Origin of the sequence: Pseudocitrobacter corydidari (assembly GCF_021172065.1) — a bacterium.
Classification (GTDB): domain Bacteria; phylum Pseudomonadota; class Gammaproteobacteria; order Enterobacterales; family Enterobacteriaceae; genus Pseudocitrobacter; species Pseudocitrobacter corydidari.
Genome location: NZ_CP087880.1, coordinates 100838 through 120541 on the forward strand (window position 1 = coordinate 100838; position 19704 = coordinate 120541).

Sequence of the window (19704 nt, forward strand, 5' to 3'; positions counted from 1 at the left end):
GTGAGGCGCTGATTATAGACGTTACGGCTCTAATCTTCATCTGTTTGTATGGCTATCTGTTCTCAGGTATTGTGCTGAGCCAAAACCGGATACGCAAAATGACTATGTCTGACTCGAAACCCACGCTGCGTCGTAATGGATTTACCTTTAAAAAATTTTTTGTCGCGCATGACCGTTGTGCCATGAAAGTGGGGACGGACGGCATTTTACTGGGCGCATGGGCGCCGATTGCCCATGTAACGCGGGTGCTGGATATTGGTACGGGAAGCGGGTTGCTGGCGTTGATGCTGGCACAGCGCACCGAAGCGAGTACGCATATCGACGCCGTTGAGCTGGATGAAAACGCCGCTGAACAGGCGCGAGAGAACGTCGCGCAATCTCCGTGGCCGCAGAAAATTACCGTCCACACGGCGGATATTCAGTCCTGGGTCGCGAGCGCCAATAGCCGCTATGACCTGATTGTCAGCAATCCGCCTTACTACCAGCAGGGCGTTGAGTGCGCCACGCCACAGCGTGAGCAGGCACGCTACACCACGTCCCTCGATCATCAAACGTTGCTTACCTGCGCGGCGGATGCCATTACGGAAGAGGGATTTTTCTGTGTAGTATTACCGGAAAATATTGGCCAGAGTTTTACCGAACAGGCCCTGTCGATGGGCTGGCATTTACGCCTGCGCACGGATATCGCTGAATATGATACGCGCCCGCCGCACCGCGTCCTGCTGGCGTTCTCGCCAAAAAACGGTGAAGGCTTTAGCGACAGATTGGCGATTCGTGGGCCAGAGCAGCAGTACTCAGAAGCGTATACTGCGCTGACCCAGGCGTTTTATCTCTTTATGTGAGTGAGTGGCGAGAGCACGGAAGGGCCGGAATCCTGCATGAGATCCGGATAATCGAGCGTGTAATGCAGGCCCCGGCTCTCTTTACGCATCATCGCACAGCGGACAATCAACTCCGCCACCTGTACCAGATTGCGCAGTTCCAGCAAATTATTCGACACGCGAAAGCGTGAGTAATACTCGTCGAGCTCCTGCTGAAGCATGGTAATGCGACGCAGGGCGCGCTCCAGCCGTTTCGTGGTGCGCACAATGCCGACGTAATCCCACATCAGCAAACGCAGCTCGTGCCAGTTATGCTGAATCACCACCCGCTCGTCGGAATCATCTACCCGGCTTTCGTCCCACGCGGGCAGGGTTTCCACCTGACGCGCGTTGGCAATTCGCTTATTAATATCTTCCGCCGCTGACCAGCCATAGACCAGACACTCCAGCAGGGAGTTAGAGGCCATACGGTTGGCGCCATGCAGGCCGGTATAGCTCACTTCGCCGATCGCATACAGGCCGTCAACGTCGCTGCGTCCGTTATCATCTACCATCACGCCGCCGCAGGTATAGTGCGCCGCCGGGACAACCGGCACTGGCTCTTTGGTCAGGTCGATACCCAGCCCCAGCAGTTTCTCGTAAATCATCGGGAAATGATGGCGGACAAATTCTTCGGGCTTATGGCTGATGTCCAGATACATACAATCCACACCGAGCCGTTTCATTTCATGATCGATCGCGCGGGCCACCACATCGCGTGGCGCAAGCTCGCCACGCGCGTCGAAATCAGGCATAAAACGGCTGCCGTCCGGGCGCTTGAGCATCGCGCCTTCTCCGCGCAGCGCTTCGGTGAGCAGGAAGTTACGCGCCTGCGGATGGAACAGGGCGGTGGGGTGGAACTGATTAAACTCCAGATTCGCCACGCGGCAGCCCGCACGCCAGGCCATGGCGATGCCGTCGCCCGAGGAGATATCCGGGTTGGTGGTGTACTGATAGACCTTGGACGCGCCGCCCGTCGCCAGCACCACCGATTTTGCCGCGCAGGTTTCCACGCTCTCTTTATTACGATTCCAGATCCACGCGCCCACCACGCGGCGCGTGCCGGGCAGGCCAATTTTATCGGACATGATCAGGTCTACCGCGTTGCAGCGCTCAATCACCCGAATATTGGGATGATTCAGCGCCTTGCTGACCAGCGTGTTTTCCACTTCTTTGCCGGTGGCATCCGCCGCATGCAGAATGCGGCGATGGCTGTGGCCGCCTTCGCGCGTCAGGTGATAGCTCGCTTCGCCGTTGCTTTGTACTTGCGTATCAAACAGTACGCCCTGGTCAATCAGCCACTGGACGCAGTTTTTGGCGTTGCTGGCCACGAACGACACGGCGTCACGATCGCAAATCCCGGCTCCGGCGATGAGTGTGTCCTCGACGTGGGATTCGATACTATCTGTTTCATCAAAAACAGCCGCAATTCCGCCCTGTGCGTAGAAGGTTGAACCTTCACTGATCGGGCCTTTGCTGAGCACAATGACAGATTGCTGCTCGGCAACGCGCAGCGCGAGAGATAAACCGGCAGCACCGCTACCGATGATCAGGACATCACAGGAGAGATCTGGAAGAGTGTTCATGATGATTTGTTTAATTTACTAAACACGGTTTGCGCAGCATAGCATCATAAAACGCGCTGGCGCACACATTTTTTTAGTGGAAGTTGTAACGGCTAAACATAACGGCGTCTGAACGGACTTTGTAAACGAAGGAAAATAATCGAATCTCTGACTCCGGAAACCAGTATTTATGGTGAAATAAAAGGCGGGTTACGTTACTCTTGCGAGAATTGCGTTTTTCTTTCGCAACTTAGACAACGTAGTGCATGCGTAGACTTATAATGAGAGACAATGAACGGTCTACAACTGACAAACAAAAAACAAAGGCGTAACGGAACTTTACAATCATCAGACACTCTAACCCTGTGCTTGCTCATAGTGCAGTGAACGGAGTGGCGTTTTGATTACGCATTGGAATAGGGTTTGGGGAGACATTACCTCGGATGAGCGAGCAGTTAACGGACCAGGTCCTGGTTGAACGGGTCCAGAAAGGAGACCAGAAAGCTTTTAACCTACTGGTGGTGCGCTACCAGCATAAGGTGGCGAGCCTGGTTTCCCGATATGTGCCGTCAGGTGACGTTCCTGATGTGGTGCAAGAGTCTTTTATAAAGGCCTATCGTGCGCTGGATTCATTCCGGGGGGATAGCGCTTTCTATACGTGGCTGTACCGTATTGCAGTCAATACGGCAAAAAATTACCTGGTTGCTCAGGGGCGACGCCCACCGTCCAGCGATGTGGACGCAATGGAAGCAGAAAACTTCGAAAGTGGCGGCGCACTGAAAGAAATTTCGAACCCTGAGAACTTAATGTTGTCAGAAGAACTGAGACAGATCGTTTTTCGCACCATTGAAAGCCTTCCAGAAGATTTACGCATGGCAATTACCCTGCGAGAACTGGATGGCCTAAGCTATGAAGAGATAGCTGCAATTATGGATTGCCCGGTGGGTACAGTTCGTTCCCGTATCTTCCGTGCGCGAGAAGCTATTGATAATAAAGTTCAACCGCTTATCAGGCGTTGACGGTAGCGGGATACTGGAAAAGGTATTAGGCATGCAGAAAGAAAAACTTTCCGCCTTAATGGATGGTGAAACGCTGGATAACGAGTTGCTCACCGAATTAACTCGTTCGCCGGAAATGCAAAAAACCTGGGAGAGCTATCATCTCATCCGTGATTCGCTGCGCGGCGATACGCCGGATGTGCTCCATTTTGATATCTCTTCTCGCGTCATGGCTGCCATCGAAAATGAGCCCGCTCGTCAGGCGACGCCGCTCATTCCTGAAGCCCAGCCAGCGCCACATCAATGGCAGAATATGCCATTCTGGAAAAAAGTACGTCCGTGGGCGAGCTCACTCACCCAAATGGGCGTTGCGGCTTGCGTATCGCTTGCAGTTATTGTCGGTGTCCAGCACTATAATGGGCAATCAGATTCTACTCAGCAGCCCGAAACACCGGTTTTTAATACCTTACCGATGATGGGCAAAGCAAGTCCGGTTAGCCTGGGCGTGCCGTCTGATGCCACTGCGGGTACTGGCCAGCAACAGCAGGTTCAGGAACAACGCCGTCGCATCAACGCAATGTTGCAGGATTATGAATTGCAGCGCCGCCTGCATTCTGAGCAACTTCAGTTTGAACAGGCACAAACCCAGCAGGCTGCTGTTCAGGTGCCGGGCTATCAAACTTTAGGAACGCAATCGCAGTAATGAAGCAACTTTGGTGTGCCATGTCCCTTGTGGCTGGCAGCCTGTTCTTCTCTGTCAACGCCTCGGCTGATGTCTCGTCCGGGGCGTTGTTGCAGCAGATGAATCTGGCCAGTCAGTCCCTCAACTATGAGCTGTCATTCGTCAGCATCAATAAAGCCGGTGTCGAATCGCTACGCTATCGTCACGCGCGTTTGAATAATCAGGCGCTGGCGCAGCTCTTGCAGCTCGATGGTCCGCGTCGTGAAGTGGTGCAACGCGGCAATGAAATCAGCTATTTTGAGCCGGGCCTCGACCCGTTTACGCTCAATGGCGATTACATCGTCGACTCCCTGCCGTCGCTGGTCTATACCGACTTTAAACGCCTGGCGCCGTATTACGATTTCATCTCCGTTGGCCGCACCCGTATCGCCGATCGCTTATGTGAAGTGATCCGCGTCGTCGCGCGCGATGGCACCCGTTATAGCTACATCGTCTGGATGGACTCTGAAAGCAAACTGCCGATGCGCGTCGACCTGCTCGATCGCGACGGCGAAACGCTGGAGCAGTTCCGCGTGATTGCCTTTAACGTGGGCGATCAGGTTGGCAGCAGCATGGATAAACTGGCGAAAGCCAGCCTGCCGCCGCTGCTCTCCGTTCCGGCGGGCAGTAAAGTGAACTTCAACTGGTCGCCGACCTGGGTGCCGCAGGGCTTCAGCGAAGTCTCCAGCAGCCGCCGTACGTTACCGACCATTGATACCGCGGTGGAGTCTCGTCTCTTCTCGGACGGTCTGTTCAGTTTCTCTATTAATATCAGCCGGGCCACGGCCAACAGCAGCGAACAGATGCTGCGTACCGGTCGCCGCACGGTCAGCACCACCGTGCGCAATCAGGCTGAAATCACCATCGTCGGTGAACTGCCGCCGCCAACGGCGAAACGTATTGCCGACGGTATTAGCTTCAAGGGCGCACAATGATTAAAGAGTGGGCGACCGTTGTCTCCTGGGAGAACGGCGTAGCGAAAGTTCACTGTGACGTGAAAGCGTCATGCAGCAGCTGCGCGTCACGCGCGGGCTGCGGCAGCCGTGTGCTAAATAAGCTGGGGCCGCAAACCAGCCACACCATTAGCGTCCCTAGCGCGGAACCGCTGGTGGCCGGGCAAAAAGTGGAGCTGGGCATTAGCGAAAGCAGCCTGCTGGGTTCCGCTATGCTGGTTTACCTGTCACCGTTGGTAGGGCTGTTTATCATGGCCTCTCTGTTCCAGGTGCTGTTCGGCACAGACATCGCTGCCATGTGCGGGGCGCTGTTAGGCGGTGTGGGGGGCTTTTTACTGGCGCGCGGTTTTTCGCCTGCGCTTGCGAAACGCGAAACCTGGCAACCGGTCATCATTAGCGTTGGCCTGCCGCCTGACCTCCTGCGAACCACCACTTCTTCCGAATTGAGCCAGTGATCGCACTGGCTTTATTTTTATTTACATCTGCTATGAGAAAGCCGTGAGCGGAACCGCTATGCTTGCTGGAAGAGCATTTCCTGGTTGCGCAGTTGTAGTGTAGAATGCGGCGTTTTCGAACGACACAAACGTCAGGCACAGAACAGCGGCCTCAAAGTATTCGTAAGGCATAATTATCTTAATATATGAAGAATATACGTAACTTTTCGATCATTGCACATATCGACCACGGTAAGTCGACGCTGTCTGACCGTATCATCCAGATTTGCGGTGGCCTTTCTGATCGTGAAATGGAAGCCCAGGTTCTCGACTCGATGGATCTGGAACGCGAACGCGGCATTACCATTAAAGCGCAGAGCGTCACCCTGGACTTTAAATCAGCTGATGGCGAAACCTATCAACTGAACTTTATCGACACCCCTGGTCACGTCGACTTCTCTTACGAAGTTTCCCGTTCTCTTGCGGCCTGTGAAGGCGCACTGCTGGTGGTTGACGCCGGGCAGGGCGTAGAGGCGCAAACTCTGGCGAACTGCTACACCGCCATGGAAATGGACCTGGAAGTGGTTCCGGTTCTGAACAAAATCGACCTGCCGGCAGCCGATCCTGAGCGCGTGGCGGAAGAGATTGAAGATATCGTCGGTATCGACGCGGCAGATGCCGTGCGCTGCTCGGCGAAAACCGGCGTGGGTGTCACCGAGGTTCTGGAACGTCTGGTGCGCGATATTCCGCCGCCGGAAGGCGATCCGGAAGGCCCGCTGCAGGCGCTGATCATTGACTCCTGGTTCGATAACTACCTGGGCGTGGTCTCGCTGGTGCGTATTAAAAACGGCACCATGCGTAAAGGCGATAAAATCAAAGTGATGAGCACCGGTCAGGTGTATAACGCTGACCGTCTGGGCATCTTCACCCCGAAACAGGTTGACCGTACCGAGCTGAAATGCGGCGAGGTGGGTTGGCTGGTGTGCGCCATTAAAGACATTCTGGGCGCACCGGTTGGCGATACGCTGACCCAGGCGCGTAACCCGGCTGACAAGGCGCTGCCAGGCTTTAAAAAAGTCAAACCGCAGGTTTATGCGGGCCTGTTCCCGGTAAGCTCTGACGATTACGAAAACTTCCGCGATGCGCTGGGCAAACTGAGCCTGAACGACGCCTCCCTGTTCTATGAGCCGGAAAGCTCTACCGCGCTGGGCTTCGGCTTCCGCTGTGGCTTCCTCGGTCTGCTGCACATGGAGATCATTCAGGAACGTCTGGAACGTGAATACGATCTGGATCTCATCACCACCGCGCCGACCGTAGTCTACGAAGTAGAGACCACCAACAAAGAGGTCATCTACGTCGACAGCCCGTCCAAGCTGCCGCCGCTGAACAACATCGCTGAGCTGCGTGAGCCTATTGCCGAGTGTCATATGCTGCTGCCGCAGGAGTATCTCGGCAACGTTATCACTCTGTGCGTTGAAAAACGTGGTGTACAGACCAACATGGTTTACCACGGTAAACAGGTTGCGCTGACCTATGAAATCCCGATGGCGGAAGTGGTGCTCGACTTCTTCGACCGTCTGAAGTCAACGTCCCGCGGTTATGCATCGCTGGATTACAACTTCAAACGCTTCCAGGCGTCTAACATGGTGCGTGTTGATGTTCTTATCAACAGCGAACGCGTCGATGCGCTGGCGCTGATCACCCACAACGACAATGCGCCGTACCGTGGTCGTGAACTGGTTGAAAAGATGAAAGAGCTGATCCCTCGTCAGCAGTTTGATATCGCGATTCAGGCGGCCATTGGCAACCACATTATCGCGCGCTCTACGGTGAAACAGCTTCGTAAAAACGTCCTGGCGAAATGCTATGGCGGTGACGTCAGCCGTAAGAAAAAACTGCTGCAAAAACAGAAAGAGGGTAAAAAGCGTATGAAGCAGGTCGGTAACGTCGAACTGCCGCAGGAAGCTTTCCTCGCCATTCTGCACGTCGGTAAAGACGGTAAATAATCCTTAAGGAGTTGGCATGGCGAATATGTTTGCCCTGATTCTGGTGATTGCCACACTGGTCACGGGCCTTTTGTGGTGCGTTGATAAATTTATTTTCGCGCCCAAACGTCGGGAACGTCAGGCTGCGGCGCAGGTCGCAACCGGAGATGCGCTGGACAAAAAAACGCTGAAAAAAGTGGGCCCGAAACCGGGCTGGCTGGAAACTGGCGCGTCCGTATTTCCGGTGCTGGCGATTGTGCTCATCGTGCGTTCTTTTATTTATGAGCCGTTCCAGATCCCATCCGGTTCAATGATGCCGACGCTGTTAATTGGTGATTTTATCCTCGTGGAAAAATTCGCCTACGGCATCAAAGATCCTATTTACCAGAAAACGATTATCGAAACGGGTCATCCGAAACGTGGCGACATCGTGGTCTTTAAATATCCGGAAGATCCGCGCCTTGATTATATCAAACGCGCGGTAGGGCTGCCGGGTGATAAAGTCACTTACGATCCGATCAGCAAAGAAGTCACTATTCAACCGAACTGCAGTTCAGGCCAGGCGTGCGGTAACGCGTTGCCGGTCACCTACTCGAACGTTGAACCGAGCGATTTCGTTCAGACTTTTGCCCGTCGTAACGGCGGCGAAGCGACCAGCGGTTTCTTTGAATTGCCGAAAGGTGAAACCAAAGAAAATGGCATTCGCCTGACCGAACGTCAGGAGACGCTGGGCGAGGTAAATCACCGTATTTTGACCGTGCCAATCGCACAGGATCAGGTCGGCATGTACTATCGCCAGTCTGGTTTACAGCCGGCTACGTGGATTGTGCCGCCGGGTCATTACTTCATGATGGGTGATAACCGCGACAACAGCGCCGACAGCCGTTACTGGGGCTTCGTGCCGGAAGCGAACCTGGTCGGGAAGGCGACGGCCATCTGGATGAGCTTCGAAAAACAGGAAGGTGAATGGCCGACCGGCGTACGTTTAAGCCGTATTGGTGGTATTCACTAATCCTTGTCAGACTTATGCGGGGGCATTAGTGCCTCCGCATAAATTATTTAGCAGTTAAATCTCTCCAAACTAACGACATCCCTTGTCGTTGCGTATAGAATATCCCCCCGAAGTTACACATGTCTTTCTTAATAGACACGGCACACGAAACCGTATTGGTGCTTTCAGATCTGTTTCGTGTGCTGAATTTTTGACGCATTCATTTATTGGTATCGCATGAACCCCATCGTAATTAATCGGCTTCAACGGAAGCTGGGCTACACTTTTGTTCATCAGGAGTTGTTGCAACAGGCATTAACCCATCGCAGTGCCAGCAGCAAACATAACGAGCGCTTAGAATTTCTGGGCGATTCCATTTTAAGCTACGTGATCGCTAACGCCCTTTATCACCGTTTCCCGCGTGTGGATGAAGGCGATATGAGCCGTATGCGCGCGACGCTGGTTCGCGGTAATACGCTGGCGGAAATCGCCCGTGAATTCGAACTGGGCGAATGCCTGCGTTTAGGGCCGGGTGAGCTGAAAAGTGGCGGCTTCCGTCGCGAATCTATCCTCGCGGATACGGTTGAAGCGTTGATTGGCGGGGTGTTTCTCGACAGCGATATTCAGAATGTCGAGAAGTTAATCCTCTCCTGGTATCAAACGCGTCTGGACGAAATCAGCCCGGGCGACAAACAGAAAGATCCAAAAACGCGCTTGCAGGAGTATCTGCAAGGCCGCCATCTGCCGCTGCCGTCTTATCTGGTGGTGCAGGTGCGTGGGGAAGCACACGATCAGGAATTTACTATCCACTGCCAGGTTAGCGGCCTGAGTGAACCGGTGGTTGGCACAGGTTCCAGCCGTCGCAAGGCGGAGCAGGCTGCCGCCGAACAGGCGTTGAAAAAACTGGAGCTGGAATGAGCGAAGACAAAACTTACTGCGGATTTATCGCCATCGTCGGTCGCCCGAACGTCGGCAAATCTACCCTGCTGAACAATCTGCTGGGGCAGAAAATTTCCATTACCTCGCGTAAAGCGCAGACCACCCGTCACCGCATCGTCGGTATTCATACGGAAGGCGCGTATCAGGCAATTTATGTTGATACCCCGGGCCTGCATATGGAAGAAAAACGCGCCATCAACCGCCTGATGAACAAAGCGGCGAGCAGCTCTATCGGTGATGTTGAGCTGGTTATTTTTGTTGTCGAAGGCACGCGCTGGACGCCGGACGACGAAATGGTGCTGAACAAACTGCGTGAAGGCAAAGCGCCGGTGATTCTGGCCGTAAACAAAGTCGATAACGTACAGGAAAAAGCAGATCTTCTGCCGCACCTGCAGTTCCTCGGTAGCCAGATGAACTTCCTCGACATCGTACCGATGTCTGCGGAAACCGGGCTGAACGTCGACACCATCGCCGGGATCGTGCGTAAACATCTGCCGGAAGCGATTCATCACTTCCCGGAAGATTACATCACCGACCGTTCTCAGCGTTTTATGGCGTCTGAAATCATCCGTGAAAAGCTGATGCGTTTCCTGGGCGAAGAACTGCCGTATTCTGTTACCGTGGAAATCGAACGTTTCGTGACTAACGAGCGCGGTGGTTACGACATCAACGGCCTGATCCTCGTTGAGCGTGACGGGCAGAAAAAGATGGTTATTGGTAACAAAGGTTCCAAAATCAAAACCATCGGTATCGAAGCCCGTAAAGACATGCAGGAAATGTTCGAAGCCCCGGTTCACCTGGAACTGTGGGTGAAAGTGAAATCCGGCTGGGCTGATGACGAACGCGCACTGCGTAGTCTTGGCTATGGCGACGATCTCTAAGAGCACACTCGGTGGAAGGCTGGCAGCGCGCATTCGTCCTGCATAGTCGCCCCTGGAGCGAAACCAGCCTGATGCTGGACGTCTTCACGGAAGAGTCGGGCCGCGTGCGCCTTGTTGCCAAAGGCGCACGTTCCAAACGTTCCAATCTGAAAGGCGCGCTTCAGCCTTTTACCCCCCTGTTAGTTCGCTTTGGCGGGCGCGGTGAAGTCAAAACCCTGCGCAACGCGGAAGCCGTTTCACTGGCTCTCCCCCTGAGCGGCATCACGCTCTACAGCGGCCTTTACGTGAATGAGCTCATTTCCCGCGTGCTGGAGCACGAAACCCGTTTCTCTGAACTCTTCTTCGATTACCTGCACTGCATTCAGGCACTGGCAGGCACCTCCGGTTCGCCCGAACCGGCATTACGTCGTTTTGAGCTGGCGCTGCTGGGGCATCTGGGATACGGCGTCGATTTCCTGCACTGCGCAGGAAGCGGTGAGGAAGTGGATGACACCATGACCTATCGCTATCGCGAAGAGAAGGGCTTTATCGCCAGTGTGGTGATAGACAACTACACCTTTACCGGCCATCAACTGAAAGCGCTGGCCAGCCGTGAGTTTCCGGATGTGGATTCGCTGCGCGCCGCAAAACGCTTTACCCGCATGGCGTTGAAGCCGTATCTTGGTGGCAAACCGCTAAAAAGCCGGGAATTATTCAGGCAGTTTTTGCCGAAGAAATAAACGTTCACTTTCACGATGAGAGTGAAAAACGAACATCGATTTAAAACCGAGGATTGTCATGGCTGAATTACTGTTAGGCGTCAATATTGACCACATTGCCACCCTGCGTAACGCGCGCGGCACAGCGTATCCGGACCCGGTTCAGGCGGCATTTATCGCCGAACAGGCGGGCGCGGACGGCATCACCGTTCACCTGCGTGAAGACCGTCGCCACATCACCGACCGCGACGTGCGTATCCTGCGTCAGACGCTCGACACGCGCATGAATCTGGAGATGGCGGTCACCGAAGAGATGCTGAACATTGCCGTCGATACCAAACCGCATTTCTGCTGCCTGGTGCCGGAAAAGCGTCAGGAAGTGACCACCGAAGGCGGTCTCGACGTTGCTGGTCAGCGTGACAAAATGCGCGATGCCTGCAAACGCCTCGCCGACGCAGGTATTCTGGTTTCCCTGTTTATCGATGCCGATAACGAGCAGATTAAAGCCGCGGCAGAAGTGGGCGCGCCCTACATCGAAATTCACACGGGTTGCTATGCTGATGCGGAAACCGACGCAGAGCAGGCTAAAGAACTGGAGCGTATCGCGCACGCCGCAACTTATGCCGCAAGCCTGGGGCTGAAAGTGAACGCCGGACACGGCCTGACCTATCACAACGTGAAAGCTATCGCCGCGCTGCCTGAGATGCACGAGCTGAATATCGGCCACGCGATTATTGGCCGCGCGGTGATGACCGGTCTGAAAGAGGCGGTAGCCGAAATGAAACGCCTGATGCTGGAAGCGCGCAAATAATGGCGATTCTTGGGCTCGGAACAGACATTGTCGAAATTACGCGTATCGAAGAGGTGATTGCCCGCAGCGGCGATCGCCTCGCCCGACGCGTACTCACCGACAATGAGTGGGCTATCTGGGGAACGCATCAGCAGCCGGTGCGTTTTCTGGCCAAGCGCTTCGCGGTGAAGGAAGCGGCGGCGAAAGCCTTCGGCACCGGCATCCGTAATAGCCTGGCGTTTAACCAGTTTGAAGTGTACAACGACGAAATGGGTAAACCGAAACTGCGCCTGTGGGGCGAAGCGCAAAAGCTGGCGGAAAAACTGGGCGTGGCGCACATGCACGTCACGCTGGCGGATGAACGTCGCTATGCCTGCGCGACGGTCATTCTGGAAAGTTAGATTTTGTCGGCGTGATGCATCGCCACGAATTTATCCCACAGTTGTTCTTCGCTCTCAACGTGTGCCGGATCCTTTAAAATCGTATTCGGGATAGGGCACACTTTCTGGCACGTTGGCGTCTCGTAATGGCCGATGCACTCGGTGCAGCGATCGCTATTGATCTCATAGATGCTATCACCCATCGAAATGGCTTCGTTCGGACACTCCGGTTCGCACATATCGCAGTTGATGCATTTTTTGGTGATTAACAACGCCATCAGGAAACTCTCAGAAACAACCTATTCGGGCCGCGCATTATACGCGCATTTTCTGCGCAGACCATACTTTTTCCGGGGTAATCGTATCGCTACCGTAGTGATCTTTGATTTGCGTCAGCAGGTCGCGCACCGGCTCATCAGGTAGCAAATCGCTGCCGTGCACCAGTATGACTTGCTGGTAAAACGTGGGTTCCTGTAACGACATCAGCCGAACGTTCTTTGCGGGCGTGGAGCGCAGCAGAGAGCGGGTGAGCAGTGCGATGCCAATCTGTGCCTCCGCATATTCCAGACAGGAGTAATGATTATCTACCTCGCAAATAATATTTGGCGCGATATGACGTTTTTCTAACTCAGTGGCAATCACACCTCGTAGCAGCAGTGATTCATTGAGGATGATAATAGGTTGCCCAGCTAATTGTTCCAGACGCAACGTGGCCTGTCGTGCCAGAGGATGGGTAAGCGGTACAGCTGCGACGATCTCATCCTCAAAAAGTCGTGTTGCGCTAATGTTTTCAGGCACACGACACTGGTAAACGATACCGAAGTCGATCACTTTGTCGCCTATTTTTTTAATCGTTTGTTCGGTAGAAAACTCTTTTACCGTCAGGGCTATCTCGGGATACTTCGCACTAAATAGCTTAAAAATGGGCAGCACCAGATGGCTTCCCGAGACACCAAGAGAAATATTGTCTCGGGTCTGATATTGGTAGAGCAATAATTCATTCTCGGCATTTTTTATATCCTGAAAAATTTTTATCGCATGAGTACGTAGTACTGCCCCCGCGCGGGTTAATTCAATGCGCCGCCCTTTTCGTTGGAAAAGAATAATTTTGGATGATGATTCTAATTGTTTTATTTGTTGGCTTAATGATGGCTGCGTGATAAACAGTCGCGCAGCGGCTCGCCCATAGTGCAGCTCATCGCTAAGTATCAGAAAGGATTGTAGTTGCTTGAGATTCATTACAGGCTTCGCAAAATAGGTTTTTATTATCACGATTATAAAAATTACCAAATGGTTTGCCTATTTCATCTTTTTTAAACTGTGACCAGTTTATTTTTATAAAGGGAAATAAAAGATGGCGAAGCCAATTAATCGCTGGGGGATGCTCGCGGCACACGTCTGCATTAACTTTGTGTTGGGAGGCGTTTATGCCTTCAGTTACTTTAAAACGCCGCTGATGGCACAGTATCACTGGGATCCGGCAATGCTGGCCTTAGCCTTCTCAATCAATATGGGGATTATTCCCATCCCCATGATTTGGGGTGGCAAGATGATTGATAATGGCAAAGGCAAGCAAGCGATTGTCATTGGCGGCATTCTGTTTTCACTGGGATTCATTCTCTCCGGGTTTGTCGACAACCTGTATTTGCTGTTCCTGACTTATGGCGTGCTAGCCGGGCTGGGTTCTGGCCTGGCCTTTACCGGCAATCTTAATAATATCCTCAAATTTTTCCCCGACCGGCGTGGTCTTGCCAGCGGCATCGTGCTGGCAGGCGTTGGCGTGGGCACGCTACTCTGTACCAAACTCGCCGAATTCTTTATGTCGCAAACTCACGATGTCAGCCAGGCACTGCTTTATCTGGGCATCGTTTACCTGGTGGTGATATTTGTGGTGCAGTTTTTCATCCGCAGCGCGCCGGCGAAAGACAGTGGCGGTATCGCGGCTTCGCCAATGGATAAAGACTATCGTCAGATGCTGCGCGATCCGCGATTCTGGCTGCTGTTCGCCATTCTGGCGCTGGGTGTTTTCTCCGGCATGGTGATCAGTTCCAGTTCAGCGCAAATCGGCATGATGCAGTATGGTCTGGCATCCGGTGCGATGGTGGTGAGTCTGGTCTCTATCTTCAACTCGGTGGGCCGTCTCTTCTGGGGGACCGTGGCGGATAAACTTGGCGGATACCCGACGCTTGTCACCGTCTACCTCTTCCTTGCGCTGTGCATGCTGATACTGCTCTTTTTCACCGGCAATACCACGATGTTCTACCTGAGCGCGCTGGGCGTCGGGTTTGGCTATGCTGGCATCCTGGTGATTTTCCCGGGGCTTACCAGTCAGAATTTTGGCATGCGTAATCAGGGCCTTAACTACGGTTTTATGTATTTCGGTTTTGCCGTGGGCGCGGTGATTGCGCCGTACATTACCTCTGCGATTGCCAAATCCAGCGGCAGCTATGATCCCGTCTTTATGCTTACCACCGGCTTGCTGGCGCTTGGGGTGATCCTGATTTTGTTTACCAAAAACTATGTCGCGAAAATTTTGACGCACATGAAAACGCAAGGAGTCTGAGATGAAAGTTGCAATAGCGGGCGCAGGTGCGATGGGCTGCCGTTTTGGTTATATGCTGGCTGATAGCGGCGTTGATGTTACGTTGATTGATGGCTGGAAAACGCACGTTGATGCCATCAATCAGCAGGGCTTATTCGTCGAAACAGAACGCGGAAGCCGCCATTATTCCCTGCCTGCGATGTTGGCCGAAGACGCGCACGGCGAATTCGATGTGGTCATTCTCTTCACAAAAGCGATGCAGATGGCGGAGATGCTGCAAAAAATCGCACCGGTGCTGGCGTCAGCAAAAGTGGTGATGACGCTCTCTAACGGTCTTGGCAACATCGAAACGCTGGAGCAGTACGTCGATCGTTCAGTTATTTACGCGGGCGTGACGCTCTGGTCCTGTGAACTCGAAGGCCCCGGACACATTCGGGCGACGGGGTCGGGTAACATTGAACTGCAACCGCTGATGTCGACGGATATGACAACGGCGGGTCGGCTTGTGGAGATGCTCAATCACGCGGGCCTGAATGCTGAACTGAGCGCCAACGTATTGCTCTCCATCTGGAAGAAAGCGGCGTTTAATAGCGTAATGAATACCTACTGCGCGCTGCTGGATTGCAACGTTGGGGGATTTGGTCGCCGCCCCGACGCGCTGGAGATGGCGCGTACTGTCGTGCGTGAGATTGTTCAGGTTGCCAGAAGCCAACAGATCCCGTTGACGGAAGAGATGGTGATGCACACCGTTCAGAAGGTGTTCGATCCACGTGAAAGCGGCGAGCACTACCCGTCGATGCATCAGGATCTGCATAAAGGCCGGCTCACCGAGATTGACTACCTGAATGGCGCGGTGGCGCGCATGGGGGAAGCGCAGGGGATACCGGTACCAGTGAATCGCCTGTTAACTCAGCTTATTCATGCTAAAGAAGCGCAGTAAAGCGAGGCGCGGGCGTAAGCCCGCGCAATCACACCAGCTTCTTCACCAGCGCTTCACTATGACGAATGCGATCCGGTGCGTTTTCCAGATCCTGCTGCACCAGCCCCATAAACAGCACATCCGCCAGCATCATCTGCGCGCTGGTTGAGGAAATCGCTGCGCTGCGCGTGGCCTGTTCTTCCGCAATGGTATAAAGGCAGTGCGTGGCGCGCTGCTGGAGCGCGTTGGGTGAAAAACCGGTGATGGCGAGAATTTTGCCGCCCGCGCGCAGGGTTTCATCCGCCGCCAGGTTTATCTCGCGACGCTCCCCGGAGTAGGAGATAGCTAACAGCAGGTCGCCTTCGCTTAGCGCCTGAACGCTGGCGAGCAGGGCGTGCATATCTAATTCGGCGACGGCGTTAAGGCCAATCTTCATCAGTTTCCAGCTAAAGTTGCGCGCCACCAGGCCCGAGGCGCCAATCCCGGTCAGCACGATGCGCCGTGCGCCGCGCAGCATATTCACCGCCTCCAGCAGTTTCTCTTCGTCATTGACGTCGAGTGAGGCATGCATCGCGGCAACGTTGTCTTTAATGAGCTTTTCACCCACCAGACGCAGCGGATCGTCGCCGCGAATCTGGTTGTGTACCGGAATTGAGTGCGGATTCGGGTTGCTGGCCAGCGCTTCGCTTAGCGCCAGTTTCAGGGCCGGAAAACCTTTAAAGCCCAGTTTTTGCGCGAACTTCACCACGCTGGACTGGCTGACACCCGACTGGCTCGCCAGCTGCTGTGAGCTGAGATGACGCGCCAGGTCAGGCTGCGCCAGGATAAAATCGGCCAGTTTTTTATCACTTTGCGCCAGATGCGGATATCGCTGGCGAATACGGATTAAACAATTCATACGCTCCTCAAGGGCAAAATTACGCTACCTCTCCCGACAACAATTCTGCTCGCCTGAAAGAATTATTATTCGATTATAACGGAATAACCTGAATTAAATATTCCACCTGGCGCAAAATATTGAACACTTTTTGCATCTCGCCGTTGAGGTGATGTTTCCAGAAATCACCCGCGCTATCTGTTACGCTTGTAAGGAGTTAACGGAAATTCATCGCTTAAAGGAGTCTGGTTTGGCAAACGACCCCCGTCGAGTTATTTTTTTCGACCTGGATGGCACGCTGCATCAGCAGGATATGTTCGGCACGTTTCTACGCTATCTGCTGCGGCGACTGCCGCTTAATGCGTTGCTGGTGCTGCCGCTGCTGCCGATTATTGGTATCGCGCTGCTGGTAAAAGGGCGCGCTGCGCGCTGGCCAATGAGTTTGCTGCTGTGGGGGTGTACCTTTGGACACAGCGAAGCCAAACTGCGCGCGCTGGAAGCGGAGTTCGCCACCTGGTTTCGCGCAAATGTGGTGACTTTCCCGGTGGTGCATAAGCGCCTGACCGAATACCTCATCAGTACCGATGCGGATGTATGGCTGATTACCGGCTCACCGCAGTCGCTGGTGGAGAAAGTCTATTTTGATACGCCCTGGCTGCCGCGCGTGAATCTTATTGCCAGTCAGATAACGCGGGCTCATGGCGGCTGGGTGCTGTCGCTGCGCTGTCTGGGGCATGAAAAAGTGGTGCAACTGGAGCGCAAAATCGGTACGCCGCTGCGTCTGTTTAGCGGTTACAGCGACAGCAAACAGGATAACCCGCTGCTCTATTTCTGCCAGCATCGCTGGCGGGTAACGCCGCGCGGTGAACTTCAGCGGCTGGAATAGTGGGTAATCTTATTCTCTCTATGTATAATGCGCCCCGATTTATCATCTGGAGTGCCCACTTTGTCCGACAATGAATTCAACCATGAATACTGGATGCGCCATGCGCTTACGCTTGCGCAGCGCGCCTGGGATGAAGGAGAAGTGCCGGTTGGCGCGGTGCTGGTGCTCGATAATCAGGTGATTGGCGAAGGCTGGAACCGCCCGATTGGTCGTCACGATCCGACGGCTCACGCCGAAATTATGGCGCTGCGTCAGGGCGGTATGGTGCTGCAAAACTATCGCCTGATTAACGCCACACTGTACGTTACGCTGGAGCCGTGCGTGATGTGTGCAGGCGCAATGGTGCACAGCCGCATTGGGCACGTCGTGTTTGGCGCGCGCGACGCCAAAACGGGTGCTGCCGGGTCGTTAATGGATGTCCTGCATCATCCGGGAATGAATCACCGTGTCGAGGTCACCGAAGGCGTATTGCGCGAACAATGTGCCGGTATGCTGAGTGATTTTTTCCGCGAACGCCGCGAACAAATCAAGGCATTGCGCAAAGCGCAGAAAGCCGAAAATCAATGATGAGAATGTGCGGCGTCGACCAGTTCGCTTGACGTTGATCCCTGAACGCTGTGCAGATAATCGCGTGGCGACAGGGAAATAAACGGTAAGAAGTCAGCATTGTTGCGGTTCAGTTCGTCCATTGTCACCGCTGGATAATCGGCGGCAATCGCCATCTCCTGGGCCACTTTCTTCTCTTTCTCCGCCAGATACCCCACCAGGCTAATTTGATACTTACGGATGTTTTCGACATAGGCGTAGGCCTCATGTCCACGCGCATAACCGTAAGTGAGCCTGCTGTAATAAGGTTTTTGGCTCAGCAGCGGCAGGCGCTGTTTCACATCTGTCCAGCTGTCCGGGTTGCCTTTCTGCTTAACCGTTAACGCGCGGGCGTCGAGCATATGCGCGTAACCCATGTTATAAGCGGCGAGGGCAAACCAGATTTTCTCATCCTGCGGCACCGTATCCGGCACTTTATCCATCATATCCAGCAGATAGCGCATGCCGCCACCGATGCTTTGTTCCGCATCGGTACGGTCGGTCAGTCCGAGGCTTTGAGCGGTGTTTTTGGTGAGCATCATCAGGCCGCGCACGCCGGTGGGGGAGGTGGCCAGCGCATCCCAGTGCGATTCCTGATACGAGATAGCCGCCAGCAGTCGCCAGTCTATCTCTTTCGCGTGTTTCTCAAACAGCGGCTGAAGGTCTGGCAACACGCTATCGACGGCGCGCAGGAACGACCGGGTATCGACATAATCGAAATCGCCGCCGTGCCCCAGATATTTCTCCTCCAGGCGGGCGAGGGTGCCGTCTTCATTTATGCTGTTGAAATAGTCGAGCATCGCGGCGGAAAGCGTGTCGTCTTCGTCGTTAACGCTAAACCAGGTCACCGGCTGCTCGTCGGTGATATCGAGCGCCACGGCCAGTTCAGGATGCACGCGCTGGAACAGACTGATCGCCACCGAGTCTGCGATGGTGTAACTCAGGCGGCCCGCCAGTACTTCTTCCATTAAGGTTTCGCTGCTGCGCTTTTCATCCACTTGCCAGCTGATATCGGGATACTTCGTCTCTTTCAGTGACCGCAGGTCGTTGATCACCGCATGTCCTGGCGCAATGGAAAGATTATCGGCGTTCAGTTCTCCCAGCGAACGCGGGCGATAGCTGCCGACGCGATACACCACCTGCTGAGAAACGGAATAGTAGGCCGGGCCTGCGTGGTAGTTTTTGACGCGCTCGCTGTTATACACCAGTCCCGCGGCCAGCAGGTCTGCTTTGCCGTTGTCGAGGTCGTCAAACAGTTCGCTGATGTTCTGCCGCACGGTCACCTTCAGTTTTACGCCAAGGTAATCGGCAAACTGTTCAGCAAGGGCGTAGTCGAGCCCGTACTCTTTATTATCAACGCGAGAGTAGGTTAGAGGTGACACGATGGTACTGACGCGAAGTTCCCCCCGCGCCTGAATGGCGGCAATGCGATTGGCCGGTTGGTTTATCCATGTAATGGAGGGCCAAAGGGCTGCTGCTAACAGCAGTGCGACGATGCCGATCAGCAGATAATTAATCTTTAATTTTTTCAAATAGTTAATTCTCTGCGCTAACTAAATCACTGTGTGCAGTGACCATAAGAAGACTATGGTCTGGAACAGAATGAGCGGCATTTTGCTTAAGATTGCGCCAGTTGGCAACTAATTCGAGAGATACGTCACATCTATTGGTAAAAGCAGGAAGTGATTTTATTTCTACGC

Annotated in this window: 22 protein-coding genes; 17 read left to right on the top strand and 5 right to left on the bottom strand. The window is 53.9% G+C overall.

The window, feature by feature from the left end; genetic code table 11:
- Positions 1-104: 104 nt before the first annotated feature.
- Entirely contained in the window at positions 105-842 is a 738-nt protein-coding gene (trmN, locus tag G163CM_RS00450) for a tRNA(1)(Val) (adenine(37)-N(6))-methyltransferase TrmN (RefSeq protein ID WP_231828304.1), read from the top strand.
- Here trmN and nadB read toward each other — a convergent pair.
- Positions 827-2446, bottom strand: coding sequence for an L-aspartate oxidase (nadB, locus tag G163CM_RS00455; RefSeq protein ID WP_015963386.1), 1620 nt, complete (start codon positions 2444-2446; stop codon positions 827-829). The two genes, trmN and nadB, sit on opposite strands and share 16 nt — an antisense overlap.
- 270 nt (positions 2447-2716) lie before the next feature.
- Between nadB and rseD the strand changes: the two genes are divergently transcribed.
- The 12 genes from rseD to acpS all read left to right on the top strand — a co-directional run bounded on the left by rseD (position 2717) and on the right by acpS (position 12216).
- Entirely contained in the window at positions 2717-2812 is a 96-nt protein-coding gene (gene rseD / locus G163CM_RS00460) for a rpoE leader peptide RseD (protein ID WP_144052231.1), read from the top strand.
- A 56-nt stretch (positions 2813-2868) separates the two neighbouring features.
- Entirely contained in the window at positions 2869-3444 is a 576-nt protein-coding gene (gene rpoE / locus G163CM_RS00465; RefSeq protein ID WP_015963387.1) for an RNA polymerase sigma factor RpoE, read from the top strand.
- A 31-nt stretch (positions 3445-3475) separates the two neighbouring features.
- Positions 3476-4126 carry an anti-sigma-E factor RseA gene (rseA, locus tag G163CM_RS00470; RefSeq protein ID WP_231826485.1) on the top strand — a complete coding sequence of 217 codons (651 nt, stop codon included), beginning with the start codon at positions 3476-3478 and terminating at the stop codon, positions 4124-4126.
- The gene (rseB, locus tag G163CM_RS00475) at positions 4126-5079 is read left to right on the top strand and encodes a sigma-E factor regulatory protein RseB (RefSeq protein ID WP_015963389.1); all 954 of its coding nucleotides are present in this window, start codon (positions 4126-4128) and stop codon (positions 5077-5079) included. The genes rseA and rseB overlap by 1 nt, the downstream gene beginning before the upstream one ends.
- The gene (gene rseC / locus G163CM_RS00480) at positions 5076-5552 is read left to right on the top strand and encodes a SoxR-reducing system protein RseC (RefSeq protein WP_231826486.1); all 477 of its coding nucleotides are present in this window, start codon (positions 5076-5078) and stop codon (positions 5550-5552) included. Before rseB ends, rseC begins: the two co-directional genes overlap by 4 nt.
- A 185-nt stretch (positions 5553-5737) precedes the next feature.
- Entirely contained in the window at positions 5738-7537 is a 1800-nt protein-coding gene (gene lepA, locus G163CM_RS00485; RefSeq protein WP_231826487.1) for a translation elongation factor 4, read from the top strand.
- 16 nt (positions 7538-7553) lie between these two features.
- The gene (gene lepB / locus G163CM_RS00490; RefSeq protein ID WP_149464830.1) at positions 7554-8528 is read left to right on the top strand and encodes a signal peptidase I; all 975 of its coding nucleotides are present in this window, start codon (positions 7554-7556) and stop codon (positions 8526-8528) included.
- A gap of 216 nt (positions 8529-8744) precedes the next feature.
- Entirely contained in the window at positions 8745-9425 is a 681-nt protein-coding gene (rnc, locus tag G163CM_RS00495; protein ID WP_015963393.1) for a ribonuclease III, read from the top strand.
- Positions 9422-10327, top strand: coding sequence for a GTPase Era (gene era, locus G163CM_RS00500; protein ID WP_231826488.1), 906 nt, complete (start codon positions 9422-9424; stop codon positions 10325-10327). The genes rnc and era overlap by 4 nt, the downstream gene beginning before the upstream one ends.
- An 11-nt stretch (positions 10328-10338) precedes the next feature.
- Complete coding sequence (recO, locus tag G163CM_RS00505) at positions 10339-11046, top strand: DNA repair protein RecO (RefSeq protein ID WP_231826489.1); 708 nt, start codon at positions 10339-10341, stop codon at positions 11044-11046.
- 58 nt (positions 11047-11104) lie between these two features.
- Positions 11105-11836 (top strand): pyridoxine 5'-phosphate synthase, encoded by a 732-nt coding sequence (pdxJ, locus tag G163CM_RS00510; protein ID WP_231826490.1) that lies wholly within the window; start codon positions 11105-11107, stop codon positions 11834-11836.
- Complete coding sequence (acpS, locus tag G163CM_RS00515) at positions 11836-12216, top strand: holo-ACP synthase (RefSeq protein ID WP_231826491.1); 381 nt, start codon at positions 11836-11838, stop codon at positions 12214-12216. The genes pdxJ and acpS overlap by 1 nt, the downstream gene beginning before the upstream one ends.
- Here acpS and G163CM_RS00520 read toward each other — a convergent pair.
- Together G163CM_RS00520 and G163CM_RS00525 are read right to left on the bottom strand one after the other, a co-directional pair.
- Positions 12213-12473 carry a YfhL family 4Fe-4S dicluster ferredoxin gene (locus G163CM_RS00520; protein ID WP_015963398.1) on the bottom strand — a complete coding sequence of 87 codons (261 nt, stop codon included), beginning with the start codon at positions 12471-12473 and terminating at the stop codon, positions 12213-12215. The two genes, acpS and G163CM_RS00520, sit on opposite strands and share 4 nt — an antisense overlap.
- 37 nt (positions 12474-12510) lie before the next feature.
- Complete coding sequence (locus G163CM_RS00525) at positions 12511-13434, bottom strand: LysR family transcriptional regulator (RefSeq protein WP_231826492.1); 924 nt, start codon at positions 13432-13434, stop codon at positions 12511-12513.
- Between the two features lie 115 nt (positions 13435-13549).
- On the opposite strand from G163CM_RS00525, the gene G163CM_RS00530 reads away from it, so the two are divergent.
- Entirely contained in the window at positions 13550-14758 is a 1209-nt protein-coding gene (locus G163CM_RS00530) for an L-lactate MFS transporter (RefSeq protein WP_231826493.1), read from the top strand.
- 1 nt (position 14759) lies between these two features.
- Positions 14760-15677, top strand: coding sequence for an oxidoreductase (locus G163CM_RS00535; RefSeq protein ID WP_231826494.1), 918 nt, complete (start codon positions 14760-14762; stop codon positions 15675-15677).
- Between the two features lie 28 nt (positions 15678-15705).
- Here G163CM_RS00535 and G163CM_RS00540 read toward each other — a convergent pair whose 3' ends face one another.
- Complete coding sequence (locus G163CM_RS00540; protein WP_015963399.1) at positions 15706-16554, bottom strand: MurR/RpiR family transcriptional regulator; 849 nt, start codon at positions 16552-16554, stop codon at positions 15706-15708.
- Between the two features lie 229 nt (positions 16555-16783).
- On the opposite strand from G163CM_RS00540, the gene yfhb reads away from it, so the two are divergent.
- A complete protein-coding gene (gene yfhb, locus G163CM_RS00545; RefSeq protein WP_015963400.1) occupies positions 16784-17419 on the top strand; it encodes a phosphatidylglycerophosphatase C in 636 nt (211 codons plus the stop codon).
- Between the two features lie 27 nt (positions 17420-17446).
- The gene (gene tadA, locus G163CM_RS00550) at positions 17447-17986 is read left to right on the top strand and encodes a tRNA adenosine(34) deaminase TadA (RefSeq protein ID WP_071843480.1); all 540 of its coding nucleotides are present in this window, start codon (positions 17447-17449) and stop codon (positions 17984-17986) included.
- Here the strand turns inward: tadA and mltF are convergent.
- Positions 17980-19536: a membrane-bound lytic murein transglycosylase MltF gene (mltF, locus tag G163CM_RS00555; RefSeq protein ID WP_231826495.1), complete on the bottom strand. Its 1557-nt coding sequence runs from the start codon at positions 19534-19536 to the stop codon at positions 17980-17982. The two genes, tadA and mltF, sit on opposite strands and share 7 nt — an antisense overlap.
- Positions 19537-19704 lie beyond the last annotated feature (168 nt).